At 74.3% G+C, this 26,609-nt stretch carries 21 protein-coding genes; 12 read left to right on the forward strand and 9 right to left on the reverse strand.

Features of this window, described 5'->3' with window-relative positions; all coding sequences use genetic code 11:
* Positions 1-196: 196 nt before the first annotated feature.
* Together ASG94_RS20090 and ASG94_RS20095 are read right to left on the reverse strand one after the other, a co-directional pair.
* Positions 197-2,452 carry an aminotransferase class III-fold pyridoxal phosphate-dependent enzyme gene (locus tag ASG94_RS20090; protein WP_162260848.1) on the reverse strand — a complete coding sequence of 752 codons (2,256 nt, stop codon included), beginning with the start codon at positions 2,450-2,452 and terminating at the stop codon, positions 197-199.
* 40 nt (positions 2,453-2,492) lie between these two features.
* Positions 2,493-4,058, reverse strand: coding sequence for a peptide chain release factor 3 (locus ASG94_RS20095; protein ID WP_056928272.1), 1,566 nt, complete (start codon positions 4,056-4,058; stop codon positions 2,493-2,495).
* A gap of 105 nt (positions 4,059-4,163) precedes the next feature.
* Here ASG94_RS20095 and ASG94_RS20100 point away from each other — a divergent pair, with 105 nt between their 5' ends.
* Positions 4,164-5,186: an LLM class flavin-dependent oxidoreductase gene (locus ASG94_RS20100; RefSeq protein ID WP_056928273.1), complete on the forward strand. Its 1,023-nt coding sequence runs from the start codon at positions 4,164-4,166 to the stop codon at positions 5,184-5,186.
* 27 nt (positions 5,187-5,213) lie between these two features.
* On the opposite strand, the gene ASG94_RS20105 is transcribed toward ASG94_RS20100, so the two are convergent.
* The 3 genes from ASG94_RS20105 to ASG94_RS22265 are packed head-to-tail and all read right to left on the reverse strand — an operon-like array spanning position 5,214 to position 8,112.
* Positions 5,214-5,435 carry a PLD nuclease N-terminal domain-containing protein gene (locus tag ASG94_RS20105; protein ID WP_056928274.1) on the reverse strand — a complete coding sequence of 74 codons (222 nt, stop codon included), beginning with the start codon at positions 5,433-5,435 and terminating at the stop codon, positions 5,214-5,216.
* 47 nt (positions 5,436-5,482) lie between these two features.
* On the reverse strand, positions 5,483-6,619 hold the full coding sequence (locus tag ASG94_RS20110; RefSeq protein WP_056928275.1) for an alpha/beta hydrolase: 1,137 nt from the start codon (positions 6,617-6,619) through the stop codon (positions 5,483-5,485).
* Positions 6,571-8,112: a DUF4389 domain-containing protein gene (locus ASG94_RS22265; protein WP_056928276.1), complete on the reverse strand. Its 1,542-nt coding sequence runs from the start codon at positions 8,110-8,112 to the stop codon at positions 6,571-6,573. The genes ASG94_RS20110 and ASG94_RS22265 overlap by 49 nt, the downstream gene beginning before the upstream one ends.
* Before the next feature lie 175 nt (positions 8,113-8,287).
* Between ASG94_RS22265 and ASG94_RS20120 the strand changes: the two genes are divergently transcribed.
* Both ASG94_RS20120 and ASG94_RS20125 read left to right on the forward strand, forming a co-directional pair.
* Positions 8,288-10,882 (forward strand): cation-translocating P-type ATPase, encoded by a 2,595-nt coding sequence (locus tag ASG94_RS20120; protein ID WP_056928277.1) that lies wholly within the window; start codon positions 8,288-8,290, stop codon positions 10,880-10,882.
* A 31-nt stretch (positions 10,883-10,913) separates the two neighbouring features.
* Positions 10,914-11,504, forward strand: a complete 591-nt coding sequence (locus ASG94_RS20125) for a flavin reductase family protein (RefSeq protein WP_056928278.1) — start codon at positions 10,914-10,916, stop codon at positions 11,502-11,504.
* A 61-nt stretch (positions 11,505-11,565) separates the two neighbouring features.
* On the opposite strand, the gene ASG94_RS20130 is transcribed toward ASG94_RS20125, so the two are convergent.
* Positions 11,566-12,234: a hypothetical protein gene (locus ASG94_RS20130; protein ID WP_235537345.1), complete on the reverse strand. Its 669-nt coding sequence runs from the start codon at positions 12,232-12,234 to the stop codon at positions 11,566-11,568.
* Between the two features lie 199 nt (positions 12,235-12,433).
* Between ASG94_RS20130 and ASG94_RS20135 the strand changes: the two genes are divergently transcribed.
* Positions 12,434-13,642, forward strand: coding sequence for an acetate/propionate family kinase (locus tag ASG94_RS20135; RefSeq protein WP_056928280.1), 1,209 nt, complete (start codon positions 12,434-12,436; stop codon positions 13,640-13,642).
* Positions 13,639-15,717, forward strand: coding sequence for a phosphate acetyltransferase (pta, locus tag ASG94_RS20140; RefSeq protein WP_056928281.1), 2,079 nt, complete (start codon positions 13,639-13,641; stop codon positions 15,715-15,717). Before ASG94_RS20135 ends, pta begins: the two co-directional genes overlap by 4 nt.
* 13 nt (positions 15,718-15,730) lie before the next feature.
* Here the strand turns inward: pta and ASG94_RS20145 are convergent, their stop codons facing one another.
* Entirely contained in the window at positions 15,731-16,198 is a 468-nt protein-coding gene (locus ASG94_RS20145) for a PPOX class F420-dependent oxidoreductase (protein WP_056928282.1), read from the reverse strand.
* A gap of 69 nt (positions 16,199-16,267) precedes the next feature.
* Here ASG94_RS20145 and ASG94_RS20150 point away from each other — a divergent pair, with 69 nt between their 5' ends.
* The gene (locus ASG94_RS20150) at positions 16,268-17,293 is read left to right on the forward strand and encodes an NADP-dependent oxidoreductase (protein WP_200958212.1); all 1,026 of its coding nucleotides are present in this window, start codon (positions 16,268-16,270) and stop codon (positions 17,291-17,293) included.
* A gap of 142 nt (positions 17,294-17,435) precedes the next feature.
* Entirely contained in the window at positions 17,436-18,356 is a 921-nt protein-coding gene (locus tag ASG94_RS20155) for an alkaline phosphatase family protein (protein ID WP_235537346.1), read from the forward strand.
* A gap of 102 nt (positions 18,357-18,458) precedes the next feature.
* On the opposite strand, the gene ASG94_RS20160 is transcribed toward ASG94_RS20155, so the two are convergent.
* Positions 18,459-19,271 carry an MBL fold metallo-hydrolase gene (locus ASG94_RS20160; RefSeq protein WP_056928285.1) on the reverse strand — a complete coding sequence of 271 codons (813 nt, stop codon included), beginning with the start codon at positions 19,269-19,271 and terminating at the stop codon, positions 18,459-18,461.
* A 308-nt stretch (positions 19,272-19,579) separates the two neighbouring features.
* Between ASG94_RS20160 and ASG94_RS20165 the strand changes: the two genes are divergently transcribed.
* From ASG94_RS20165 to ASG94_RS20185, 5 genes are all read left to right on the forward strand, one after another.
* Complete coding sequence (locus tag ASG94_RS20165; protein ID WP_056928286.1) at positions 19,580-21,712, forward strand: DEAD/DEAH box helicase; 2,133 nt, start codon at positions 19,580-19,582, stop codon at positions 21,710-21,712.
* A 76-nt stretch (positions 21,713-21,788) separates the two neighbouring features.
* Positions 21,789-22,895, forward strand: a complete 1,107-nt coding sequence (locus ASG94_RS20170) for a glycosyltransferase (protein ID WP_235537347.1) — start codon at positions 21,789-21,791, stop codon at positions 22,893-22,895.
* A 5-nt stretch (positions 22,896-22,900) separates the two neighbouring features.
* The gene (locus ASG94_RS20175; RefSeq protein WP_235537348.1) at positions 22,901-23,971 is read left to right on the forward strand and encodes a glycosyltransferase; all 1,071 of its coding nucleotides are present in this window, start codon (positions 22,901-22,903) and stop codon (positions 23,969-23,971) included.
* Complete coding sequence (locus tag ASG94_RS20180) at positions 23,968-24,984, forward strand: glycosyltransferase (RefSeq protein WP_056928288.1); 1,017 nt, start codon at positions 23,968-23,970, stop codon at positions 24,982-24,984. The genes ASG94_RS20175 and ASG94_RS20180 overlap by 4 nt, the downstream gene beginning before the upstream one ends.
* Entirely contained in the window at positions 24,981-25,820 is an 840-nt protein-coding gene (locus ASG94_RS20185) for a glycosyltransferase family 2 protein (protein WP_056928289.1), read from the forward strand. Before ASG94_RS20180 ends, ASG94_RS20185 begins: the two co-directional genes overlap by 4 nt.
* A 41-nt stretch (positions 25,821-25,861) precedes the next feature.
* Here the strand turns inward: ASG94_RS20185 and ASG94_RS20190 are convergent, their stop codons facing one another.
* Positions 25,862-26,608 carry an SDR family oxidoreductase gene (locus ASG94_RS20190; RefSeq protein WP_056928290.1) on the reverse strand — a complete coding sequence of 249 codons (747 nt, stop codon included), beginning with the start codon at positions 26,606-26,608 and terminating at the stop codon, positions 25,862-25,864.
* Position 26,609: the final 1 nt, after the last annotated feature.

The following is a 26,609-nucleotide window of genomic DNA, read 5'->3' on the forward strand; positions in this document are numbered from 1 at the left end:
CGTTCCTGCACCACCACCACCGGTGTGCGGTCCACACGCTGGGCCACTGACCTGCGTGACCAGTCCCAGTGTGGGGCGGCCGTTGGACCTGTTCCCAGAGTCCTTGGACCCGGATTGGCCGAGCGTCGGGCGCGCAGAGTCCCGGCCCGTCCGGGTCTTTCGGCCCGAGTGGTGCGAGCACGGGGACGGCGACCGGTCAGCCGAGCCCGTCGCAGACCGCGGCCAGCGCCGCGACCAGCTGCTCGGCGTGCTCGTCGGAGAAGACCAGCGGCGGTCGGATCTTCAACGAGGCGCGGTCGCGGCCGGTGCGGCCGATGAGCACCCCGCGCTCCCGCATGCCCTCCACGACCCTCCCGGCCCGTTCCGGGTCCGGTCGACCGGTGGACTGGTCGACGACGTCGACCGCGAGCGCCAGCCCCCAGCCCCGCACGGCAGCCAGGACGGGGCGGTCCGTGGCGACCTCGCGCAGGGCCGTGAGCAGGTGGGCACCCACGGTGCCGGCTCTCTCGACCAGGCCCTCCTCGTCGATGGTGCGCAGCACCGCGAGGGCCGCGGCGCAGGCGGCGGTGCTGCCGCCGAAGGTGCTGAAGTAGTCGGTGCCCTGCACGAACGGGTCCACCAGGTCGGCCGGGCCGACGACGGCGGCGACCGGGTAGCCGTTGCCCATGGGCTTGCCGAGCGTGACGAGGTCGGCGGACACGTCGCCGGCCACGAAGCTCCACAGGTGGTCGCCGGTGCGGCCGTGGCCCGCCTGCACCTCGTCGGCGACGTACAACCCGCCGGCCTCGTGGACCGCCGCGGCGGCCGCGCGGGTCCACTCGTGGGCGGGTCCGCGCACCCCGTCGCTGGTGAAGACCCCGTCGACGAGCATCGCGGCGACCCCGTGGCCGGACGTCGTCAGGCTCCGGACGGCGTCGACCACCGAGGAGGACGTGGCCGGCGGCGGCGGGACGAGGCGCATGTGGGTGAGCGGCTCCGCTCCACGCCAGCTCTCGGGGGAGAAGGCGAAGGTGGCCTCGGTGACGCCGTGGTAGGCCCACTCGGTGGCGATGCCGCCCGTGGCTCCGGTGGCGTGCCGGGCGATCCGCCAGGCCAGGTCGCCCGCCTCGCTGCCGGAGTTGACGAGCAGCACCCGGTCGAAGCGCTCAGGCAGGGTGGCCAGCAGGCGCTCGGCCAGCTCCACCGGGGCGTCCTGGAGGTAGCGGCTGTTGGTGTTGAGCGTCGCCAACTGGGCGGTCACGGCCGCCACCACGGCGGGGTGCGAGTGCCCGAGCACGGGGACGTTGTTGTAGGCGTCGAGGTAGCGCCGACCGTCGGCGGCCTCGAGCACGACGCCGTCGCCCCGGACGAGGTGCAGCGGCCGCTCGTAGCTCAGCTCCTGGCCGCCGAGGACGCGTCCGCGGGCCTCGGCCAACGCCGCCGTCGACCGGCCCGTGCGGGACGGAGCGGCGCCGAACCGGCTCGCCAGGTCGTCCAGGCCGGCCGCCAGCATCGTCTCCAGCTGGAGCTGGGCCTCGTCGTCGATCTCGGGCGCCCACCCCTGCTCGCGCGTGCGCCAGGCGGTGATGAGGACTGTGGCGGCGTAGCGGGCGGCCATCAGGTCGGCGACCAGGGACAGCTCCTCCGGCTCGAGCGGCGTGACGGCCCGGTAGCCGGCCACGACCTCGCCCGCGAGCGCGAGCCCGTCCGGGCGCCCGCTGAGCACGTCGGCCGCCGCGATCGCCAGGTCGCAGACCAGGGCGGTGTGGGTCAGGTCGCCGAAGTCGGTGATGCCCGTCAGGGCCAGGCGGTCGTCGACCAGAACGTTGGTCGGCGCCAGGTCGTTGTGCACCACCTGGGCGCGCAGCCGGGGGAGGACCGGGACCACCCGCTGGTCGAAGCGGTCGAGCACGGCCTCGATCGCCGGTCGTCGGTCGGCGGCGACGGCGGCGAGCCAGGGTCGCAGCTGCGGCAGCCGCCTGACGTCCCACGCGATCGGGTGCGTCGCGGCCGGGTGTGCGAAGCCCCGCAGCCCCCGCCCGAGCCGGGCACTGGTGCGCCCCCACTCGCGCAGACGTGGGGCGTCGAGCTCGTCGGGCTCGGGGTGCCGTCCCTCCAGCCAGGTGTGCACCCACGCGTAGGAGGTGCGGCCGTCGCGGCCGGTCAGCCGGATCCAGGATCGTCCGTCGCCGGTCGGTACGACGGCGGGCACCGGCAGGTCGGGAGCCGCGGTCCGCAGGTGGCGCAGTGCCGAGCACTGGAGGTCGAGCACCGACTCGGGGTCCGCCGGGTTGTGCACCTTGAGCAGGTGGCGCACGGGACCGGAGTCGAGCCGGAAGTTGCGGTCCCGCTCGCCGTGCAGGGCCGTCAGCTCACCGGCGAGGCCCCAGTGCCGCTCGAGCGCCGCGTGCAGCGAGTCGAGGTCGAGGTCCGGCGCCGGCACGGTCAGCGGGTCGGGAGGGATCGTGCTCATGCCGGACATTGTGCTCCCGCGGGGGAGCCCCCGCTGCCGGTCAGCTCCCGCCAGCGGGGAGGGCCTCGAGCATGACGTCGGGGTGGTCGCGCTCGGTGACCTTGGCGCGCCACTGGTCGACGAAGAGGGCCAGGTGGGTGCCGTCGCTGCGCTGGAGGACCTCGACGCCCCGGATCCCGGCCAGTGCCGAGGCGCCGGCGGCGTCGGTGCGTCGGGCGACCTGGTAGTCGAGGCGCGAGAGGCGGATCGGCGCGTTGAACTCGTTGGTCATCCGGTCCTCTACGACCTCGAACTGCATGGGACCGACGGCCGCGAGGACGGGGCTCTGGTCACCGCGCAGGTCGGAGCGCAGCACCTGCACCACGCCCTCCTGGTCGAGCTGCTCGATACCCCGGCGGAACTGCTTGTAGCGCCCGACGTCGCCGGCGCTGGCGGTCACGAAGTGCTCGGGGGCGAAGGACGGCACCGGCGGGTACTCGATCGGGTCGCCGACGTACACGGTGTCGCCGACCCGCAGGGCCTGCGCGTTGACGAGTCCGATGATGTCGCCGGGCTCGGCGCTCTCGACGGAGGTCGTCTCGCGGCCGAAGACCGCCTGGGCGAACTTCGTCGCGAACGGGCGGCCGGTGCCCGCGTGGGTGACCACCATGCCGCGCTCGAACGTGCCGGAGACGACGCGGGCGTAGGCGAGCCGGTCGCGGTGCGCGGCGTTCATCCCGGACTGGACCTTGAAGACGAAGGCGCTGAAGTCGTCGGAGACCTGGCGCACGGACCCGTCGACACCCGGGGTCTCGCTGGGCTCGGGGGCCAGGTCGAGCAGGAGGTCCAGCAGCTGCGCGACGCCGAAGTTCTGCAGGGCGGAGGCGAACATGACCGGCGTCGTCTCGCCGGCCAGGAAGCGCTGCTGGTCGTGGTCGGCGTCGTCGAGGGTGAGCAGCTCGTGCTCCTCGACCGCGTCCTTCCAGACCAGGGCGTCGACCTCCTCGACCGCGTCCGGGGCCAGCCGCTTCTCGGGAGCCCGGGTGGCGCCGCCGGCGGTACGGGTGTACTTCACGAACTCGCCCGTGCGACGGTCCAGGACGCCGCGGAAGTCGCCCGCCTCGCCGACCGGCCACGTCAGGGGGGTGGGGCGGAGCTTGATCTTCTCCTGGATCAGGTCCATCAGCTCGAGCGCCGAGAGGCCCGGCCGGTCCCACTTGTTGATCACGGTGATGACCGGGATGCCGCGCAGCGCGCAGACCTTGAACAGCTTGAGGGTCTGCGGCTCGAGCCCCTTGCCCGCGTCGACCAGCATCACCGCCGAGTCGACCGCCGACAGCACCCGGTAGGTGTCCTCGGAGAAGTCGCTGTGGCCGGGGGTGTCGACCAGGTTGATCACGTGGTCGCGGTAGACGAACTGCAGCGCGGCCGAGGTGATCGAGATCCCGCGGGCCTTCTCCATCGCCATCCAGTCGGACACCGTGGCGCGGCGATCGCCCTTGCCGTGCACGGCTCCGGCCTCGGTGATCACCCGCGCGTGCAGGGCCAGCGCCTCGGTGAGGGTGGACTTGCCCGCGTCGGGGTGGCTGATGACGGCAAACGTACGGCGGGGGCGGGAGTCGGGCACCGAGCGAATCTACCGGCCCCGGCCCCGGACCTCCGCTTCCGCGGCCCCGGGCCGCACCGCCACCGTGGCCGGGAATGCCGGCGCTGGTTGATTGTTGGACCAGTCATGAAGACGATCGGGTTCCTCAACTTCGGCCACTGGACCGACTCGCCCCAGTCGGCGGTCCGCAGCGCCTCCGACACCCTGCTGCAGTCGATCGAGCTGGCCGTCGCCGCCGAGGAGCTCGGGGTCGACGGCGCCTACTACCGCGTGCACCACTTCGCGAACCAGCTGGCGTCGCCGTTCCCGCTGCTGGCCGCCGTCGGCGCCCGCACCAGCCGGATCGAGATCGGCACCGGGGTCATCGACATGCGCTACGAGAACCCCCTCTACATGGCCGAGGACGCCGGCTCCGCCGACCTGATCTCCGGCGAGCGGCTGCAGCTGGGCATCAGCCGGGGATCACCGGAGCAGGTGATCGAGGGCTGGCGCTACTTCGGCTACGCGCCGGCGGACGGCGAGGACCAGGCAGACATGGCGCGTCGCCACACCGAGGTCTTCCTCGAGGTGCTGGGCGGTCGGGGGTTCGCCGAGCCCAACCCGCGCCCGATGTTCCCCAACCCACCCGGGCTGCTGCGGCCCGAGCCGCACTCGCCCGGGCTCCGCGACCGCATCTGGTGGGGCGCGGCGTCGGACGCGACCGCACGATGGGCGGCGGAGAAGGGCATGCACATGATGAGCTCGACGCTCAAGGCGGACGAGACCGGCGAGCCCTTCCACGTCCAGCAGCGCAGGCAGATCGAGGTCTTCCGCGACGCCTGGCGCGAGGCCGGGCACCCGGGGGAGCCGCGCGTCTCGGTGAGCCGGTCCATCATGCCGATCACGACCGACCTCGACCGGATGTACTTCGGCCACGAGGGCCGCAGCTCCGACCAGTTCGGCCAGATCGAGGCCAACCTGCGCGCGGTCTTCGGCAAGACGTACGCCGCCGAGCCGGACGTGCTGGTCGAGGAGCTGGCCGAGGACGAGGCCGTCGCCGCGGCCGACACGCTGCTGCTGACCGTCCCCAACCAGCTCGGCGTCGACTACAACGCGCACCTGCTGGAGTCGCTGCTCACCGACGTGGCCCCCGGGCTCGGCTGGCGCTGACCCGGCGTACGACGCCTCAGGCCTGCCTCAGGACTGGCGACGTCCCAGCACGAGGTAGGCCAGCGGTCCGAACGGCTGCACCGACAGGGCGGGGGCCCACAGCGCCTTGGGGCCGCGGACCTCGTCGGCGGGGCGCTGCCGCAGGTCGCGCAGGCAGTAGGCCGTCAGGGCGACCTCGACGATGCCGGAGACGATGATGACCTTCTGCTGGGTGGGGCTCAGGTCGGCCCACTTCTTCTTCTGCGCCATGGTCCGAACCTAGCGCGAGGCCGGAGGGGCGTGGCGCTGCACGACCGTCAGGACGCGAGCGCGCGGTCGAGGAAGCCCACCACCCGCCGCTCCCACTCCTCGGGAGAGGTCGAGAGGCCCTCGGTGTGCCCGGCGCCGGGCACCGTCCAGGTCGAGACGTCGCCCGCCGAGCCGGCGAGACGGTCGGCGGCGAGCCCCTCGTCCGGCATGTCCCCGCCGGTGACGAACAGGAACTCCGTGGGGTCGGGCCTGCTCCGCGCGGCGGCGACCGAGCGACCCAGCGCGTCCGGCTCCGGGGCGGCGCTCAGCAGGTCGACCAGCCCGTAGGTCACCCGGTCGACGCCCTGCTGCAGGCGCCCGCGGACGCCGTACGCCGCGAGGTAGCCCTTGTCGTCGTCCGTCCTGGCGGTCGCGCCCTCGGCCACCACGGCCGCGACCCGATCGTCGGCGCCTGCGGCTCCGATGGCCTCCTCGCCACCCATGGACAGCCCGACGAGCCCGACCCGGTCGGGTGACACGTCCGCCTGCCCGACGAGGAAGTCCACGGCCCCGGCGGCGTCGGACTCGCCGTACCACCCGAAGTCCATCCCTCGCCCGTTGCTCTCGCCGTGCCCCCGCGCGTCGTACAGCAGGACGCCGTACCCGTGGGCCGCGAGCACGGCCGCGTGGTCCAGCACGGAGGACCGGGTCGAGCCTGCCCCGTGCAGGAGGGCCACGGCGGCGCCGTTGAGCGACGGGACGTACCAGCCGGCCAGCCGCACGCCGTCGCTGCTGGGAAAGGTCACGACGCGGAAGGGGAGCCCGACGTCCGAGGGGGTGCGGGCGCCGAGGGCCGGTCGGGGCGGGTAGGAACCGGCGACGGCCTGGCCGAGGGTCCACACCGTCAGGTACGTGGCCACGAGCATCAGGGGCACGACCAGGAGCGACCGCCGCCGACCGGCGCGGGCGAGGAGCCGGACGGCTGACCACACCGCGACCGCGAGGCCGGCGGCCAGCACGAGGAGTCCCAGCACACCGGGAACCGTCAGCCCCTCGACGGCCACATGGCGAGGGCCGATCCCGGTGCCGACCGCCAAGGCCACCAGTCCGGCCGCGAACCCGAGCAGCGCCCGCACCCAGTGGGCCCGGACGATCCTCAGGCCGACGCCTGCGGCGCGGGACCGCGGCGGCGCACGGCGAGCCACAGGACCAGCCCGGACAGGGGCAGCAGGAGCGCCCCGGTGATGAGGAGCCCGTCCGCCACGTCGTCCAGGACCGGCACCTCGGCGCCGACGGCGACGCGCGAGCGGACGGGGGCGGTGCCGTCGGCGTTCATCACGACGACCGTCCAGTCGCCGTCCACGGGCTCCCAGGTCAGCGCCTGGGGTCCGGGCCCCGTCGCCGAGGCCACCCAGAAGCTCTCGTCGCCGGGAGGCCGGACGGGGGTCGGGCCGTCGACGTACGCCGTCTCGGGGTCGCCGCCGGTGCCCGACGCGTCGAGGACGGTCGAGTGCGCGACGCCGCGGAACCAGTCGTCGGCGGCGGTGGTCGGGGCGATGCCCACGAAGACGTCGGACGTCCCCTGGGAGGTGGCGAGCACGCGGACGGTGCCCAGCCAGCGGCTGGCCAGGTCGAGGTCGACCGAGCCGTCGTCGAGGTGGATGGTGCGCGAGGTGACCGCCAGCCCGGGGGACTCGAAGGTCGACGAGTCGCTCATCAGGTAGCCGTTGTCGTCGCGCAGCACGCTGTCGCCGATCCGCAGGGCCGCGCCACCGGCCAGCAGGCCCAGGGCGGTCAGCGCCATCAGGGAGCCCAGGACCACCGCGAGGACCCGGCCGGCGCCCCACCGCTGCGCCGGCGGCCCGATGTCGTGGCGAGCCGTCGGCGGCGGACCCTGGGTGGGCGGCTGCCCGGCGAAGGGCTGCTGAGCGGGCGGCACCGCCGGCACGTGGCCGGGGGGAAGTGTGACGGCGGTGCCGGTCGAGGGGGCTGCGGGAGCCGGTGCTGCGGGAGCGGGTGGCGCGTCGAGCGCCAGGACGCCGGTGCCCGGGTCGTCACCGCCCATGTCGAGGCGGAACGGCGGGTAGGCGTCGGTCATCAGCCCGGCGTACGCCGCCACGCGCAGCACCCAGCGGTTGAGCCCCAGGACCAGGTCGAAGATGCTGCGCGGGTAGCGCCCGGTGAACAGGAGCAGCACGCCGGCGATGAGCACGAGCAGCCCGATCAGGCCGCCGTTCCAGCCCTGCGAGACGTCGTCGGAGGCGGCGTACGCCCCACCCCCGAGGAAGAGTCCGAGCACGACGTAGTGCGGGATGGCCAGCAGCCACCACTTCACGAGCACGAGGCCACGGGACAGGTGCTCGGGATACGCGATCTCCAGGTGGGCAGGGAAGTCGGGACGCTCGTCGAGGCTGAAGGGCGGGTAGTGGTCGGTGCCCAGCCCGCCGTAGGTGTAGTAGGACACCCGCCAGCTCCAGCGCAGCACCCCGACGTTGAAGTCGAAGATCGAGCGGGGGTAGCGACCGGTCACCAGGATCGCGAAGAACGCGACCACGGAGAGCACCACGAAGGCGAGCCACAGCAGCGCGAGCACCAGGAAGTGCGGGATCGCGAGGAACCACTTGACCAGCCACAGCCAACGGCTCAGGTGCTCGTCGAGGTGGGCGTCGACGCGGACGGGGTAGGTGGTCGAGCTCATGAGCGGCCTCCGGGTGGATGGGCGTGCAGGCTTCTCCATCACCACCGTGCGCCAGGCACGTCGTGGCCGTCAGGGCACAAGGTCACCCGTGCGGGGGGCACCTGCCCCTGCCTGTGCCTGCCGGTGGCTGGTTGCGTGGTGGTGGACGGCGGAACCGCTGCGCCGGGGAGGCGACATGGGGCAGGCAGCACGCTCCGGCCGCTCCGAGGGCCTCGTCGTGACAGGCCTCTCCTCCCGGGAAGCGGCGCTGCGGCGCGACCGCGACGGCCCCAACACGGTGCCGCCGCCGCGGCGTACGCCGGCGTGGAGGCTGCTGGTCGCTCAGCTGACCCACTTCTTCGCCGGCATGCTCTGGATCGCCTCCCTCATGGCGCTGCTCTCCGGCACGACGTCGCTCGCGGTCGCCATCGCGGTGATCGTCCTGCTCAACGGGGTCTTCGCCTTCCTGCAGGAGCACAAGGCCGACCGTGCCGCCGCGGAGCTCACCGCGATGATGCCGGCGGCCGCCCGGGTGCGCAGGGACGGACAGGTGCGCAGCGTCGCCGTCGCGGACCTCGTGGTCGGCGACCTCGTGCTCGTCGAGGCCGGTGACCGCATCGCCGCCGACCTGCAGGTCGAGGAGGCCCACGAGCTCACGGTCGACGAGTCGATGATGACGGGGGAGAGCGTGCCGCTCGAGCGGGCGGCCGGGTCGGCGGTCTTCGCCGGGACGTTCGCCGTGCAGGGGGACGCGACCGGCACCGTCACCGCGATCGGCGCGGCCACCCGCCTGGCCGGGATCGCCGCCCTCACGAACGAGGCCGAGCGCCCGACGAGCCCGCTCGCCGTCCAGCTGCACCGGCTCGTGCTCGTGGTCGCCGGCATCGCCGTGACCGTGGGACTGCTGCTGGCGGGGGTGTCGGTGTCCCTGGGCACCGGGGTGGGTGCTGCCCTGCTCCTCGGCGTGGGGGTCATGGTCGCCCTGGTGCCCGAGGGGCTGCTGCCGACCGTGACGCTGTCGCTGGCCCGCGGTGCCCAGCGGATGGCGGCGCAGGACGCGCTCGTCCGGCGCCTCGACGCGGTCGAGACGCTCGGCGCGACGACCTTCATCTGCACCGACAAGACCGGCACCCTGACCCGCAACGAGATGGCGGTGGTGGAGGGGTGGACCCCGGCCGGCCTCTTCATCGTCAGCGGCACCGGCTACCGGCCGGACCGGAGGGTCACCGCGACCCCGGCGGTGCACGCGCTGCTGCGTGAGGCGGCGACGGGCTTCCTCGCGTGCGTGACCGGCGGGGCCGTGCTGCGCGACGAGGAGTGGGTCGCCGACGGCGATCCCATGGACGCCGCGCTGGACGCGTTCGGACGCGCCCTCGGCAGTGCCCCCGAGGACCGGGTCGCCCCGTCCGTGCGGCTCCCGTTCACCTCCGTCGCGATGTCGAGCGCGGCCGTGGTCGACGGGACGGCGTACGTGATGGGAGCCCCCGAGGTGCTGCTGCGCCGCGGCGAGGGCACCACGCCCGACCGGCACGAGTGGACGGTGCTGGCCGACCTGTCCGCACGGGGACGTCGGGTCGTGGCCGTGGCCCGCGCGCACGCCGACCCCGGGTCGAGCGAGGAGTCGTTGGCGGCGGCGTGCACCGGCGGGCTCGAGCTGCTCGCCCTGGTCGGCATCGAGGACCCGCCCCGTGCCGAGGTGGCCGACGCGGTCGCGCTGTGCCGCACGGCCGGTGTCCGCGTCGCCATGATCACGGGGGACAGCGCGGCCACGGCCGCGGCGATCGCCGCCGAGGTGGGCCTGCTCGCCCCGGGCGGCACCGTGATCGAGGGCGCCGACCTGCCCGCGGCCGACCGCGACGTGGCCGACCTGCTCGACCGTCCGGAGGGCGCCGTCGTGGCGCGGGTCAGCCCGGCGGACAAGCTGCGCATCGCCCGGGCCCTGCGCACCCATGGCCACGTGGTCGCGATGACCGGCGACGGAGTCAACGACGCCGCCGCCCTGCGCGAGGCCGACGTCGGGGTGGCGATGGGTCGCTCGGGCAGCGACGTGGCGCGCGCCGCCGCCGACCTGGTGCTGCTGGACGACAGCTTCGCGACCATCCCCCAGGCGATCCAGCTCGGCCGCGGGACGTTCGCCAACATCCGCCGCTTCCTCACCTTCCACCTGACCGACAACGTCGCCGAGCTGGTCCCCTTCGTGGCCTGGGCGCTGACCGGCAGCAACATCCCGCTCGCCATCGGCGTGCTCCAGGTGCTGGCGCTCGACATCGGCACCGACATGCTCCCCGCGCTCGCGCTGGGCGCCGAGCCCGCCAACGAGCGGACGATGGACGGCCCCCGTCGTACGACGCAGGTCGTCGACGGACCCCTGCTCCGCCGCGCGCTGCTGGTGCTGGGACCCGTCGAGGCACTGCTCTCGATGGGCGCCTTCCTGGCGGTCCTGACGCGGGGCGGGTGGTCGTACGGCGAGGACGCGCCGGACGTCCTGCTCGCCACCGCGTCCGGGTCGGCCTTCGCCGTGATCGCCGTCGCGCAGGTGGCCAACGCCTTCGTGTGCCGCAGCGAGACGCGACCGGCGTGGCTCGTCGACCCCCGCCGCAACCCGTTCGTGCTGGCGGCGGTCGCGGTCGAGCTGGTCCTCCTGGTCCTCTTCCTGGCCGTGCCCTGGCTCACCGAGCAGCTCGGTGGCTCGTGGCCCTCTCCGCTGGGGTGGGCGGCCTGCGCGGTCGCGGTCGTGGTCCTGCCGGTGGTCGACGCGGTCCACAAGGCCGTACGGCGGGCCCGCCGCTGACCCCCGCGCGACCCGTCGGGACACTGGGGACATGGACTCCCGTCGTACCGTCCTCCGCTCCGACGACCCGGACGTGAACGTCTACCGACTGCTGACCGCCCTGGTGGTGCCGCGGCCGATCGCGTGGGTGTCCACCCTGTCCGCCGAGGGCATCGGCAACCTCGCACCGCACTCGTTCTTCACGGTCTCGTGCGCCAACCCGCCGATCGTGCAGTTCACCTCGGTGGGCGACAAGGACACCCTCGCCAACGTCCGGGCGACGGGGGAGTTCGTGGTCAACGTGGCCTCGCGCCCGCTGATGGACCTCGTCAACGCCTCGTCGGCCGGCTTCGACCCCGACGTCGACGAGGCGGGAGCCCTCGACATCGAGACCGAGCCGAGCCTGCTCGTCGCGCCGCCCCGGGTCGTCGCCTCGCCCGCCTCGCTCGAGTGCACCCTGCACTCGACCGTCGAGCTGGGGGACTCCACCCTGGTGCTCGGCAACGTCGTGGCCACGACCGTGCGCACGGACGCACTGGTGGACGGCCACCCGGCGATGGAGCACCTCCAGCCGGTCTCCCGGCTCGGCCGTGACGAGTGGGGGCTCCCTCCCGAGGTCGTGCGACTCACGCGCCCCCGCTGAGCGGGCGCCGGGGACCTTGCCGGTCGCGCCACCGCCGCCCGGCCTACGGCCTGAGGGGTCGTCAGCCCCGGCCCTCCGCCCGCGTCCGCACGCCGCGGAGCATGTCGCGGGCCATGACGAAGTCGGCGGGGACGACCAGGAACCGTCCGCCGAGGGTCATCCACCAGGGACTGGTCACCCAGCGCGACCGGAAGTGGAACCGCGTGCGCCGTCCCCCGTCCTTGGGGCGCACCACGAACGCCCACGTCCAGTCGAGCCTGGCCCGGTCCCGCATGTTCCGGGGCAGGTGGCTGGTGGAGCGGAGGACCAGGGCGGTCCCCGGCTCCAGCGCCTCCACGGTGAACCCGCAGCCGGTCCCGGGCGGCCCGTCGGGGATGAAGGTCCCGACCGACACGTCCTGGAGCGCGGGGTCGATCCGGTCCGCGCTCGGTCCGTTGGCCGGGAACAGGAGCACGTCCACCCAGCGAGCGCTGTACCAGCCGGCGCGGCCCCAGCCCATCTGCAGCAGCCACGGCCAGACGGCGGACGGGGGAGCGTCGATGGTGATGGCGTGGTCGGTCTGGACGCACGGGTCGAGGACGACCTCGTCGCCGGGCAGCCACGCACGTCGCTCGGCCAGGGTCGAGCCGTAGGTGCGCCCGAGGTGCACGAGGGCGGCCTCCGTGGCGACCGCCGCGCCGGCGGCCACCCACACGAGGCGCCGACGCCCCGCCGTACCCGTCTCCGACATCGCGACCACCAGACCCTCTCCGCCCCAGCACATCGCGTGCGTCCCGCTCCCGTCAGGGCCCAAGGTCCCCGGGGGGGCGGACCTCCGCACCGGCGGCGGGGCAGGGCGCTGCGCGTCGCCATCGGCGCGCGGTGTCGGTACGTTGGCGGTGCCCGTCGCGCGGCAGCGCCCCGGGCCACCGAGACGAGGGGAGCCCCGCATGGGCGCGGAGTGGGTGCTGGTCCTCAACTGCGGCAGCTCGTCGGTCAAGCTCGCGCTCGTGGACCCTGCCTCCGGCGAGCGCCGGGTGACCGGCCTCGCCGAGCGGGTCGGGACCAGCGGGGCGACGGTGCACCTGTGTCGTGACGGCGTCGAGGACACCAGCGTCCCCGAGGACCCGTCGTCGCGCGGCGCCCTGACCCACCTCATGGCCTCGCTCGACGACGGGGAACGTGACTCGCTGGTGGGGGTGGGGCACCGGGTGGTGCACGGCGGCAGCCGCTTCAGCGCCTCGGTCGCCGTGGACGACGCGATCCTCGCCGACCTCCACTCGCTCGTCGACCTCGCCCCGCTCCACATGCCCGCCAACCTGCTCGGCATCGAGACCGCGCGGGACGCGCTGCCCGGTCTCGCCCAGGTGGCGGTCTTCGACACGGCCTTCCACCAGACGATGCCGCCGGTCGCCTACCGCTACGCGGTCCCGCGGGACTGGTACGACGAGCACCACGTGCGGCGCTACGGCTTCCACGGCACCAGCCACCGCTTCGTCAGCGCCCGCGCGGCCGAGGTGCTGGGCCGTGACGTCGAGGACCTCCGGCTGGTGGTCCTGCACCTGGGCAACGGGTGCAGCGCGGCCGCCGTCCGGGGCGGGGAGTCCATCGACACCACCATGGGGCTGACCCCGCTCGAGGGGCTCGTCATGGGCACCCGCAGCGGGGACGTCGACCCGGGTCTGCTCGGCTACGTCGCGCGTCGCCTCGACCTGGACGTGGAGGGCGTGGTCGACGCGCTCAACACCCGCAGCGGGCTGCTGGCCCTGTCCGGGATCAGCAACGACATGCGCACCGTGTGCGAGGCCGCGGAGCAGGGCTCGCCGGACGCCCGGCTGGCGGTCGACGTGTTCTGCTACCGCGCGGCCAAGGCGGTCGGGGCGCTCGCCGTCGCGCTCGGCGGGCTCGACGCCGTCGTCCTCACGGGCGGCATCGGCGAGCACTCCGCGGAGGTGCGCCGCGGCATCCTGTCGCACCTCGGCGTGCTGGGGCTGCACGAGGACCCGTCCGCCAACGCCGAGCACGGACGGGGGACCAGCGGGCGGGTGAGCCGGGAGGACCACCCGGTGGCACTCGTCGTACCCACCGACGAGGAGCTCCTCATCGCCCGCGACACCGCACACCTGGCCGCGCAGGCCGTCGGGGAGCCCGTCCGATGACCCGCACGCTGCTCGTCGCCCCCACCAGCCACGGCGTGGGGCTGACCGCCACCTGCCTCGGGCTGGTGCACGCCCTGGAGCGGCAGGGGGTCTCGGTGGGCTTCTACAAGCCGCTGGCCCAGCCGCGGGCGCGCGGTGCCGACCAGGACCGCTCCACCGCCCTGGTCCGGCTCACCTCCACCCTGCGACCTCCCGAGCCGATCTCGGCCACCCGTGTGGAGCAGGCCCTGTCGCGCAACGAGCTCGACGCGCTGCTGGAGGACGTGGTCGCAGCGGCGGAGCCGCTCGTCGCCGAGCACGACGTCGTGGTCGTCGAGGGGCTGGTCCCCGGCTCGGGCCTGGTCTACGCCGGGCGCACGAACGTCGCGCTGGCCAAGGCGCTCGACGCCGACGTGCTCCTGGTGGGTGCGCCCGAGCAGCCCGACGACCTCGAGCACCTCGCCGAGACGATGGAGATCACGGCTCGGACCTACCAGGGCGGGGAGCGCCGCCGGATCGTCGGCGCGGTGGTCAACCGCGTCCCCGACCTGACGCCGGACCGCCTCGCCGAGATCCGGGTGCTGCTGGCCCGGCGCGACCTCGCGCTGGTCGGGGCGGTGCCCTACCGGCCCGAGCTGGGCTGGCCGCGGGTCTCCGACGCGGTCCACGGGCTCGACGTCCGGGTGCTCAACGAGGGCGAGCTGGACCGCCGCGTCAAGGACGTCATCGTCGGCGCGCAGGCGGTGCCGGGCATCCTGCCCCTGCTGCGGGAGGGCCTGCTGCTGATCGTGCCGGGGGACCGGGACGAGATCATCCTGTCCGCCTGCCTGGCCGCGATGAACGGCACGCGCTTCGCCGGGCTCCTCCTCACCCTGGGCGTGGAGCCGGACCCGCGTGTGTGGGAGCTGTGCCGCGGCGCGGCCGCCACCGGGCTGCCCGTCCTGCTGACCGAGCGCAACAGCTACGAGACGGCCACCACCGTGCACGACATGGACCGCGAGGTGCCGATCGACGACGGGGAGCGGGCCGGCCTGGTGATGGCCGCGGTCGCCGACGCGCTCGACCCCGGCTGGCTGGACACCCTGCCCACCCCCGACCACGTGCCGCGGCTGAGCCCGCCGGCCTTCCGGCGCCGCCTCGCCACCCAGGCCCGCGAGGCCGACCGGCGGATCGTGCTTCCCGAGGGCACCGAGCCGCGCACGATCCGGGCCGCGGTGACCGCCCACCACATGGGCATCGCGCGGTGCGTGCTGCTCGGCGCCCCGGACGAGGTCGCCGTCCAGGCCGAGGCCCAGGGCCTCACCCTGCCCGCGGGCATCGAGGTGATCGACCCCGCGCTGGTCGCCGACCGGTACGTCGACGCGCTCGTCGACGCCCGGCGCCACAAGGGCATGACCCGCGACATCGCCCGCAACCAGCTCGACGACCCGATCACCCTCGGCACCATGATGCTGCGGCTCGACGAGGTGGACGGCATGGTCGCCGGCGCGGTGCACACCACCGCCGCCACCCTGCGTCCCGCCCTGCAGCTCCTCGGTCCGGCACCCGGCGCGCGCCTGGTCTCGTCGGTGTTCTTCATGTGCCTGCCCGACGAGGTGGTCATCTACGGCGACTGCGCGGTCAACCCCGACCCGGACGCCCAGCAGCTCGCCGACATCGCGGTGCAGAGCGCGGCCTCCGCCCGCCGGTTCGGCATCGAGCCGCGCGTCGCGATGATCAGCTTCAGCACCGGCACGTCCGGGTCGGGCGCGGACGTCGCCAAGGTGACCGAGGCGACGCGCCTGGTCCGCGAGCGCGAGCCCGACCTCCTCGTCGACGGCCCCCTGCAGTACGACGCCGCCGCCATCGCCTCGGTGGCACGCAGCAAGGCCCCGGACAGCCCGGTGGCGGGCCGGGCCAACGTCTTCGTCTTCCCCGACCTCAACACCGGCAACACGACGTACAAGGCCGTGCAGCGCAGCGCCGACGTGATCTCGATCGGACCGATGCTCCAGGGGCTGGCCAAGCCGGTCAACGACCTGTCGCGCGGCGCGCTCGTCGAGGACATCGTCTACACGATCGCCATCACCGCCATCCAGGGGAAGCCGGTGACCTGAGGCGTCGACCGCCTCAGCCGCGTGCGGACCCGGGCGGGAAGCCGCCCGTGGCGACCGGGCCCCAGGACGCGGGGGTGATCCGGATGAGGGACTTGCCCTGGTCGCGCATGGCCTGGCGGTACTCGTCCCAGTCGGAGTGCTCGCCGGCGATGTTGCGGAAGTACTCGACGAAGGGCTCGACGTCGTCGACCGCGTCGATGACCTCCGCGGTGCCGTCCACCTGCACCCAGGGGTCGTCCCACTCGTCGGAGACGACCACGACGCTCACCTCGGGACGACTGCGGGCGTTGCGCGTCTTCGCGCGCTGGGGGTAGCTGGAGATGACGATGCGGCCCGAGTCGTCGACGCCGCCGGTGACCGGGGAGGCCTGGGGGCTGCCGTCGCCACGTCGGGTGATGAGGACCATCCGGTGCCGCGGACGCACGAAGTCCAGCAGCTCGTCGCGCTCGACGCGGGTGTTGGTGGCGATCTTGGGGGCCATGGTTCCTCCTGGGTCGGCAACCGGACCCCCCGATCGTGGCACGTCCACCCCGGGGCTTGAATGGGGACCATGACGACATCGACCCAGATCCGCCTCGCCGCCCGACCGGTCGGGGAGCCGGCCGACAGCGACTTCGAGGTCACCACCGAGGAGCTCCCCGAGCTCGCCGAGGGCCAGGTGCTGCTCCGCACCCTCTACCTCTCCCTCGACCCCTACATGCGCGGCCGGATGAGCGCCGCCAAGTCGTACGCCGCCCCGCTCGAGATCGGCGACGTGATGCTCGGCGGCACCGTGTGCGAGGTCGTCGAGTCGCGGGCAGAGTCCCGGCAGGTCGGCGACGTCGTGCTCGCCTTCGCCGGCTGGCAGACCCACGCCGTGGTCGACGCGCGCCAGACCCGTCGCCTCGACCCCGCGGCCGCGCCGGTCAGCACGGCGCTGGGCGTGCTCGGCATGCCCGGCTTCACGGCGTACGCCGGCCTGCTCGTGCTGGGCCGTCCGCAGCCCGGCGAGACGGTGGTCACCGCCGCGGCCGCCGGCCCGGTCGGCTCGGCCGTGGGCCAGATCGCCAAGGTCAAGGGCGCCCGTGCGGTCGGCATCGCGGGCGGTGCGGAGAAGTGCCGCATCCTCGTCGAGGACTACGGCTTCGACGCCGCCGTGGACCACCGGTCCCCGACCTTCGCCGACGACCTCGCGGCCGCGACCCCGGACGGCATCGACGTCTACTTCGAGAACGTCGGCGGCGACGTCGCCGCGGCGGTCACCCGGCGCCTCAACCGCTTCGCCCGGATCCCGGTGTGCGGCCTGGTGGCGGGCTACAACGCGACGGCCGCGCCCGAGGGACCCGACCAGCTGCCGGCCTTCATGGGCAGGGTGCTGGCGCTCAGCCTCACTGTCCGCGGCTTCATCCAGGACGAGTTCGTGGCTGAGCACCACGAGGACTTCCTGCGCGAGATGACCGGGTGGGTCGCCGACGGCTCGGTGCGCTACCGCGAGGACGTCGTCGAGGGCCTCGAGGCCGCGCCGGAGGCGTTCCGCGGCCTGCTCGTCGGGCGCAACGTGGGCAAGCTGCTGGTGCGGGTCGCCCCGGAGGCCTGAGGCCGCCCGCGGCCGGTCGACCTGCTGGCCACCTGCCAGCCACCTGACAGGAACCTGACCGCGTCACCCCGCGACGCCCACGATCGCGGGGTGACGCGTCACCATGGGCAGTGCCCCACCGTCCGGTCGAGGAGCTGATGTGGTGTCCCGACGCCTCCTGGCCTGCGCCCTGCTCGCCACCCTCGTGCTGGGCGGCTGCCAGCGGGCCGCGCAGGAGCCGGTCCCGGCCGCCGGGGCACCCGCGACGCCGAGCGCCGACCCCCGCGGCCCGGTGACCAAGTTGCTCGTCCTCGTGGTGGAGAACCACTCGCAGGACGAGATGCGCAGCCAGATGCCCGAGGCCTTCGGCCTGGCCGAGCGCTACGGCTACGCGACGGACTACCGCGCACTGACGCACCCGTCGCTGCCCAACTACCTCGCCATGGCGGGCGGGGACACGTTCGGGGTGGCCGACGACGACCCGCCGACCGCGCACGTCATCCACGGGGCCTCGGTCTTCGGCCAGGCCATGGGGGCGGGCAGGACCGCGAAGGTGTACGCCGAGGGGATGCCCGGCCCGTGCGCCCTCGGGACGGACGGCGAGCGCTACGCGGTGAGGCACAACCCCTGGGCCTACTTCGTCGACGAGCGCGACCTCTGCGAGCGCCTCGACGTACCCCTCGACGACTTCGCCGCGGACGCGGCCTCGGGCGACCTGCCCGACGCCGGACTCGTGGTGCCCGACCTGTGCCACGACGCCCACGACGAGGGGTGCGACCTGGCCGGCGCCGACGCCTGGATCGCCGACCACGTGCGGGCGGCGATGGACGGCCCGGACTTCGCCGCGGGACGTCTGGCGATCGTGATCACGGCCGACGAGGACGACCACCGCCAGGACAACCTCGTGCTGACGATCGTGGTGCACCCCAGCCAGGAGGGACACGTGGTGAGCACCCCCCTCACCCACTACAGCCTCACGCGGCTCTACGACCAGGTGCTGGGGGTCCCGGCCCTGCGGCAGGCGGCCACGGCACCGGACATGGCGCAGGCCTTCGGCCTGCCGCTGCCGCCCGGCCAGGGGTGACGGCCAGGGCCCCGCCGCATGTAACGCGCCGTTACACCTGCTTCACCCCCCACCGATGGGGGTTGGAGTCGCAGTGACGGAGCGTTACATGCAGCCGGCGGGTCAGGTACGCCGCGCGTGTCGTCCGCCGCCCGCCAGCTGGGCCTGCTCGAGCAGGGCCGGGTCGTGGGAGTTGACGAGCAGGACCCCCGGCTCGCGCCCGCCGTACAGCTCGGCGAGCCGCTCGTGGTTGGCCCGCACCATCGCCCGGTCGTGGGCCACCGAGCGCTCCATGGTCCGCAGCGTGGCCGGCGCGGAACCTGAGCCGTCGACCTGGCCGCGGTGGTAGAACGCGTCCCCCGCGTGGAGCACCCAGTGGTCCCCGGCGTCGACCGCGACCGCCGCGTGCCCGCGGGTGTGGCCCGGCAGCGCGATCAGCACGATGCCCGGGGCGATGCCCTCCAGCTCGAGCGCGGTGAAGCCCCACCAGGCGTCCCCGGCGGCGGGGGAGTGCTCGATGAGCGTCGGGGCGTGGGCCCGCTGTGCCGCCCGGTAGCGGTTGCGCTCGAGCCGCGTCCGGGGCGCGAGCGCGGCGCCGAGCTCGTTGGAGGTCAGGTGCACGGCGGCGCCCGGGAAGTCGGCCAGCCCACCCACGTGGTCGGCGTCGAAGTGGGTGAGCACGATCGCGGTCACGTCCCGCGGTGAGAAGCCCAGCCCCTCCACCTGGCGCACGGCGGTCTCGTCGGGGTCGAGCAGCGGCCGGACCAGGCGCCGGGACGGTCCCAGCCGGCCCGCCGGGTCGCGGACGTCCTCGAGGCCGAAGCCCGAGTCGACGAGGACCAGCCCCGTGGGGGTCTCGACGAGCAGGACGTGGCAGACCAGCTCGGGCGTGAGGCGTGGGCGCAGGGTGCCGCAGTTGAGGTGGTGGACCTTCATCCGGCAAGGATCACGGCCGTCCCGCGCGCGCACCAGCACCCCGGGCGCATGACTGGACCGGTCACGGCGATTCTTTACCACCGGCGTCGTGGCTCGCCGGTGCGGGCAATCGCCGGGGGCGGAGGTAGCATGGGAGGCACTCCGCCGCTCGGTCGAGCCAGATCCGGGTGGTAGAGCCCCCGCATTCGCGTGCGACGCGTGACGTTCTGTCACCATCGCACCGCCCCGGGGGAGGCAGCGTCGCACCGGCAGAGAGCGTGCGATGACGGGTCCGGCGTACGCGCGCCGGGCATCCGAGGAGGACGTGAGTGGCTCAGCGAGGCCGACGCCAGACCGCACAGCGCCAGTCCCGGCAACGGGGTGGCGGCACCAAGGTCAAGCGGCTGGACAACGAGGGCATCATCCCGGTGCTCGCCCGCGCCGTGCGCGAGGTCGAGCAGGCGGCCGAGCGCGGCAAGGTGATGCCCCACGGCCGGGCCACCTTCCAGGTGGTCGCGCTGCTGGTCCGTGAGGAGCGCTCGCGGATCAACGCCGACACCGAGATCGCCGAGGGACGCCGGGGCGAGCAGCTCAAGCGCCTCGACGGCATCGCCACGATCCTGGCCAAGACCGCCGCCCGCGACACCTCGCTGCTGCAGCTGCTCGCCGAGGACGCCGAGATCTCCGACGGCGCCCGCGCGCTGCGCCGGCAGATGCTCAAGCAGGCCGGCATCGACGCACCCGAGGAGGTCGAGCCCCCCAAGCCGGACACCGCAGCGACCTCGTCGCCGCGTCGCGTCGTGCCCCAGTCGGTCATCGCCCGCCAGCTGGCCAACCCGTTCCTCGTGCCCGACTTCTCCGCGGCCGAGCTCAACCGGTTCCAGGCGCGCCGGCTGGCCAACTGGGAGCTGCTCGAGCCGCTCTTCAAGTCCTTCGAGTACGTCGGCGGCGGCGCGTCCGCCTGCATGCGGCTCCCGGAGCCCGACGCGGCCCGGGTCCCGGGCGTCGCCCTGATGCCCCACCAGAAGCAGCTGGTCGCCGCGGCCGCGCAGGGCCACCGCACCTTCCTGCTCGCCGACGAGCCCGGCCTCGGCAAGACCGCGCAGGCCCTGATGGCCGCGCAGGCCGCCGACGCCTACCCGCTGCTGTGCGTGGTGCCCAACGTCGTCAAGGCCAACTGGGCCCACGAGGTCAGCCTGTGGACCCCGCACCGCACCGTCACCGTGATCCACGGCGACGGCGAGGACGTCGACGGGTTCGCCGACATCGTGGTGGTCAACTACGAGGTGCTCGACCGGCACGTCGGCTGGCTCGGCGACCACGGCTTCCGCGGGATGGTGGTCGACGAGGCGCACTTCATCAAGAACAAGTCCTCCCAGCGCAGCCAGCACGTGCTCGAGCTCTCCCAGCGCCTGCGCGCCCGCGTCGCGCGACCGCTGCTGATGGCCCTCACCGGCACCCCGTTGATCAACGACATCGAGGACTTCCGCGCGATCTGGCAGTTCCTGGGCTGGATCGACGACCAGAAGCCGCTGGCCGAGCTGATGAACAAGCTCGAGGACACCGGCCTGATGCCGGGCGAGCCCGGCTTCTACCCCAACGCCCGCCGCTCGGTCATCGACATGGGCATCGTGCGCCGCAAGAAGATCGACGTGGCCGCCGACATCCCGGCCCGCCGGGTGGCCGACCTCCCGGTCGAGCTCGAGGGCGCCGAGGGCCGCTCGATCCGCGAGGCCGAGCGCGAGCTCGCCCGCCGCCTCGTCTCCCGGTACGACGCCGCGCTGGAGGCGCGCACGTCCGGCGCGGTCGTCGACGGCATCGACCTCGACCTCGTACGCCGCGTCGCCAAGTGGGAGCGCGAGGACATGGAGGCCGCCAAGGATGGCGAGAACGTCTTCTCCATGATGCGCCGCATCGGCCGGGCCAAGGCCGGTCTCGCCGCCGACTACACCGCCCAGCTGGCCCGCAGCGTCGGCAAGGTCGTCTTCTTCGCCAAGCACGTGGACGTGATGGACGAGGCCGAGGAGAGCTTCGCCCGGCGCGGGATCAGCTACGTGTCCATCCGCGGCGACCAGAGCGCGAAGGCCCGGGCCGCGGCCATCGAGTCGTTCACCAACGACCCCGAGACCTCGATCATCGTCTGCTCGCTCACCGCGGCCGGTGTCGGGCTCAACCTGCAGGTCGCCTCCAACATGGTGCTCGCGGAGCTCTCGTGGACCGACGCCGAGCAGACGCAGGCCATCGACCGCATCCACCGCATCGGCCAGTCCGAGCCGGTCACGGCGTGGCGCATCATCGCCGCGCAGACGATCGACTCCAAGATCGCCGAGCTCATCGACAGCAAGGCCGGGCTGGCCGCCCGCGCCCTCGACGGGGCCGACGAGGTCGCCTCGTCCGTCGACGTCCAGCTCGAGGCGCTCGTCGGCCTGCTGACCGAGGCGCTGGAGGGCCGCGACCGCTGACCGGTCGCCCGCGTCGGCGCTGTCCCTAGGGGTGGTGCCGGCGCATGGGTGCGCCGCAGGGGGTACGTCCCCTGACGTGAGCATCACGAGGGAGGCCCTGGGGAGGGACGCCCGGTCCGGCAGCGAACGGCTGCGGGTCGCGAGCGTGCCCTCCGGTCATGTCTACGTCCGGCACCTGTCGCCGGCCGACGGAGTGGACGCCGTCGAGCGGCTGCGCGACCCGGACCCCGACGACCCGCGACGCTCCGCCGAGCAGCGCTGGTGGCCCCCGGTGATGCTGCGCCCGGAGTGGGCGGCGACCGCGGACATCGACGTCTTCCACGTCCAGTTCGGCTTCGACACCTGCACCCCCGACGGGCTCCGCGAGCTGGTCGCGGTGCTGCGCCGCCGCGGGATCCCGCTCGTGGTCACCGTGCACGACCTGCGCAACCCCCACCACGCCGACCGGCGCGAGCACGACGCCCAGCTCGACGTCCTGGTGCCGGCCGCCGACGCGGTCATCACCCTGACCTCCGGCGCCGCCGAGCAGATCGCCCGCCGGTGGGGAGTCGAGGCGCTCGTCCTGCCCCACCCCCACGTGGTGGACCTGGACACGGCGCGCACCCTGCGGGACCGGCCCGCCGGCGGGCCATGGACCGTGGGGCTGCACGTCAAGAGCCTGCGCGCCAGCATGGACCCGCTCGCGATCCTGCCCGCCCTGGTCGAGCAGGTCCGCGCGCTGCCGGACGCCCGGCTGCTGGTCAACGGCCACCGTGACGTCCTCGACGAGGGCGGGACGCGCCGCGACGCCGAGCTGGCGGCGTACCTCCGGGGCGCGCAGCAGCGCGGCGACCTGGACCTGCACGTCCACGACTACCTGTCCGACGACGACCTGTGGGACTACCTGGCCGGGCTCGACGTCTCGGTGCTGCCCTACCGCTTCGGCACGCACTCGGGATGGCTGGAGGCCTGCCGCGACCTGGGGACCACCGTCGTCGCGCCCGACTGCGGCTTCTACGCCGACCAGGGGCCGGTCCTGACCTACCGCATGGACGAGCACCGGTACGACGCCGGCTCGCTGCGCGAGGCGCTGCTCACGGCCCGCACCGACCCACCGCCGCCTGCCGACCTGGACGCCCGGCGCCGCCAGCGCGAGGACGTCGCCGCGTCCCACCTCGAGCTCTACCGGCGGCTGCTTCGATGAGGCCGATGCGGATCTGCATCATCGGCTCCAGCCGGTTCCCCATCCGGGAGCCCTTCGCCGGCGGGCTGGAGGCGCACACCCACGCGCTGGCGCGGCGGCTCTCGGAGCGGGGCCACGAGGTGACCCTCTTCGCGGCGCCCGGCTCGGACCCCACCCTGGGGGTCGAGGAGCTCGCGGTGGAGCAGCTCGAGCCCGGCACGGGGGAGCGCTCGGACACGTCGTACCCGCCGCACTGGTGGATGCAGGAGCACCACGCCTACCAGGGCCTGATGCTCGAGCTGATGCGCCGGGGCCACGAACGCTTCGACGTGATCCACAACAACAGCATCCACCACCTCCCGGTGGCCATGGCCGACGTCCTGCGCATCCCCATGGTGACCTCCCTGCACACCCCGCCGACGCCGTGGCTGCGGTCCGCGATGGCCCACGTGTCGCCCCGCGCAGTCTTCGTCGCCGTCAGCCGGTGCACGGCCGAGGCTTGGCGCGGGACGGTCGTGAGTCAGGCGATCCTCAACGGCGTCGACACCGACCGGTGGGTGGCCGGACCCGGCGGCGGGCCCGCGGTCTGGAGCGGCCGCCTCGTCCCCGAGAAGGCACCGCACCTGGCCATCGACGCGGCCCGTCGCGCGGGGATGCCCCTGCTGCTCGCGGGGCCGCTGCTGGACGAGGAGTACGTCGCACGCGAGGTCCGTCCCCGGCTGGGCGACGACGTGCGCCACGTCGGTCACCTCGACCAGCGGGCGCTCTGCGCGCTCGTGGGGAGCGCCCGGGTGGCCGTCGTGACCCCCGACTGGGAGGAGCCCTACGGACTGGTGGCCGCCGAGGCGATGGCCTGCGGGACGCCCGTCGCGGCCCTCGACCGGGGAGCGATGCGCGAGGTCGTCCTCGGGGGCGGTGGCGTGCTGGCCGACCCGCACGATCCCGCCGCGCTCGCCCGCGCCATGGTGACCGCCGCCGGGATGGACCGGGACGTCGTGCGCCGCACGGCCGTGGAGCACTGCTCGCTGGAGCGGATGGTCGACTCCTACGAACAGGTCTACCGCCAGGCGCTCGAGAGCCCGCGGGAGGCCGCGTGATCGGCTACTACGTCCACCACCACGGCCACGGTCACCTGCACCGCGCGCTCGTGCTCGCCGACGCGTGCCGGATGCCCGTCGTCGGGCTGTCGTCGCTGCCGCGTCCCGCGGCGTGGACCGGAGAGTGGGTCCAGCTCGCGCGCGACGACACCGACCCCGGTCCCCGGGAGGTCTCCGCGCGGGGCCAGCTGCACTGGGCGCCCCTCGACGACGAGGGGCTGCGGTGCCGGATGGCCGCCGTCTCGGCCTGGATCGCCGAGCACCGCCCGTCGGTGCTCGTCTCGGACGTGTCGGTGGAGGTGGCGATGCTCGCCCGCCTGCACGGCGTGCCCGTGGTGTCGGTCGTGCTGCCGGGCGATCGTGGCGACGCTCCCCACCGCGCCGGCCTCGGGCTCTCCAGCGAGCTGGTGTCCTTCTGGCCCGAGTCGGCCCGCGGGATGGTCCGCGGCCTGGCCCCCGCGGACGCCGCCCGACTGCGGTGCCTCGGGGCGCTGTCCCGCTTCGGCCCCGACGAGCTCGCGGGCCGCCGCCACGAGGACGGCGTACGACGCGTGGTCGTGCTCAACGGATCGGGCGGGGGAGGCCCCACCCCCGACGCGCTGGAGCTGGCCCGGGCCTCTGCCCCGGGCTGGGAGTGGCAGGTGCTCGGGGGACCCTCGGGCACCTGGGTGGACGACCCGACGGCGGCCCTGCGCGACGCCGACGTCATCGTCACCCACGCCGGCCAGAACGCCCTCGCCGAGGTCGCCGCCGCCCGGCGGCCGGCCGTCGTCGTCCCGCAGGACCGCCCGCACGACGAGCAGCGCACCACGGCCGGGGTGCTGGCCCGTGGCGGGTGGCCCGTGGTGGTGCACGACCAGTGGCCCGAGGGGTCCTGGGGAGCGCGCCTGGAGCGCGCGGCGGCGCTCGACGGCGAGCAGTGGGCGACGTGGTGCGACGGGCGGGCGGTGCACCGCTTCGTCGGGGTCGTGCACGCCGTGGCGGCCGGCTCCGGCGCGGAGGTGGTCCCGTGAGCGTCGCGGTCGTGACCATCGTCCACGGCCGGTCGGCCCACCTGCGCGCCCAGCACGCCAGCCTGGCCCGGGGTCAGGCACCCGAGCACTACGTCGTGGCCGCCATGGGGGATCGATCGGTGGTGGCGTGGCACCCGGCCGCCCCGCCCACGCCCGACGTCGTCGAGCTGCCCGTGCGGGGAGGCCTGCTGCCGCTGGCCGCCGCCCGCAACGCGGCCGCCGCCCGGGCCGTGGCGCACGGGGCGGACGTGCTCGTCTTCCTCGACGTCGACTGCCTGGCCGGTCCCGCGCTCGTGCAGGAGTACGCCGACGCCGCCCGCGACCGCCCCGACGTGCTCTGGTCGGGGCCGGTCACCTACCTGCCTCCGGCGGGGAGGCGCGGGTACCCCCTCGACGGGCTCGACGCCCTCGACGACCCGCACCCCTCGCGGCCCGCCCCGGCCCCCGGCGAGCGCGTGCTCGGCGGCGACCCCGACCTCTTCTGGTCGCTGTCCTTCGCGGTGCACGTCGAGGGCTGGCGACGTGCCGGCGGCTTCTGCGAGAGCTACGTCGGCTACGGCGCCGAGGACACCGACTTCGCCGCCACCGCCACCTCGGCGGGCCTCACGATGGGGTGGCTCGGGGGTGCGCGCGCCTACCACCAGCACCACGAGACGTCCTCCCCGCCGGTGCAGCACCTCGCCGACATCCTCCACAACGGCGCCCTGTTCCGCCGGCGCTGGGGCCGGTGGCCGATGGAGGGCTGGCTGGTGGAGTTCGAGCGGATGGGGCTCGTCGAGCGCGAGGACGGCGAGTGGCGGCTGACGTCGTCGGGTCGGGTCGCGGCGCGGGGCTGAGCGTCGTCCCCAACTACCCGGCGGGGGTGGCGGCAGTCCGCTCAGCCCATGAGGCGACGGGCGAGGGGGAGCGGCAGGTGCTTGAGCGCGAAGCCCACCGGCTCCCACGGCCAGCCGGGCACGCGGGCGGACGCCTTCTCCTTCTCGATGGCCGCGACCATCGAGCGCACGCCGCGCTCGGTCGAGGCGACCATGGGCGTGGCCTTCGAGGTGGCCGACATCTCCGAGACGATGAAGCCGGGGTAGAGCACGGTCACCTTGATGGGGGTGCCCATCACGTCGGCCCGGAAGCCCTCCGCGAGGTGGGCGACGGCGGCCTTGGACGCGGCGTACGTCGTGATGTTGCCCGGCATCCCGCGCATGGCCGAGATGGACGAGATCATCACGAGGTGGCCGGAGTCCTGGGCGCGGAAGATCTCGGCGGCCGCCTCGGTCTGCGCGAGGGCCCCGAGGACGTTGGTCGTCGCGGTCTCCCGGTTGGCGTCGAAGCGGCCGGTGCCCAGGGGCTGGCCCTTGCCGAGGCCGGCGTTGACGACCACCCGGTCCAGGGTGCCGAAGGCGTCGCGGAACTCGCCGAACACCCGGAAGACGGCGTCGTGGTCGGTGACGTCGAGGGCGAGGACCTCCACGCGTACGCCGGGGTGGGCGGCGGCGATCTCCTCGCGCAGCGTCTCGAGGCGGTCCGTACGCCGCGCGCACAGCGCCAGGTCGTGCCCCAGGGCTGCGAACTGGCGGGCCATCTCGGCGCCGAGGCCCGACGAGGCGCCGGTGATGAGGATGGTCGACATG

The sequence above is a fragment of the Nocardioides sp. Soil805 genome, from assembly GCF_001429625.1.
In the GTDB taxonomy this organism is placed as follows: domain Bacteria; phylum Actinomycetota; class Actinomycetes; order Propionibacteriales; family Nocardioidaceae; genus Nocardioides.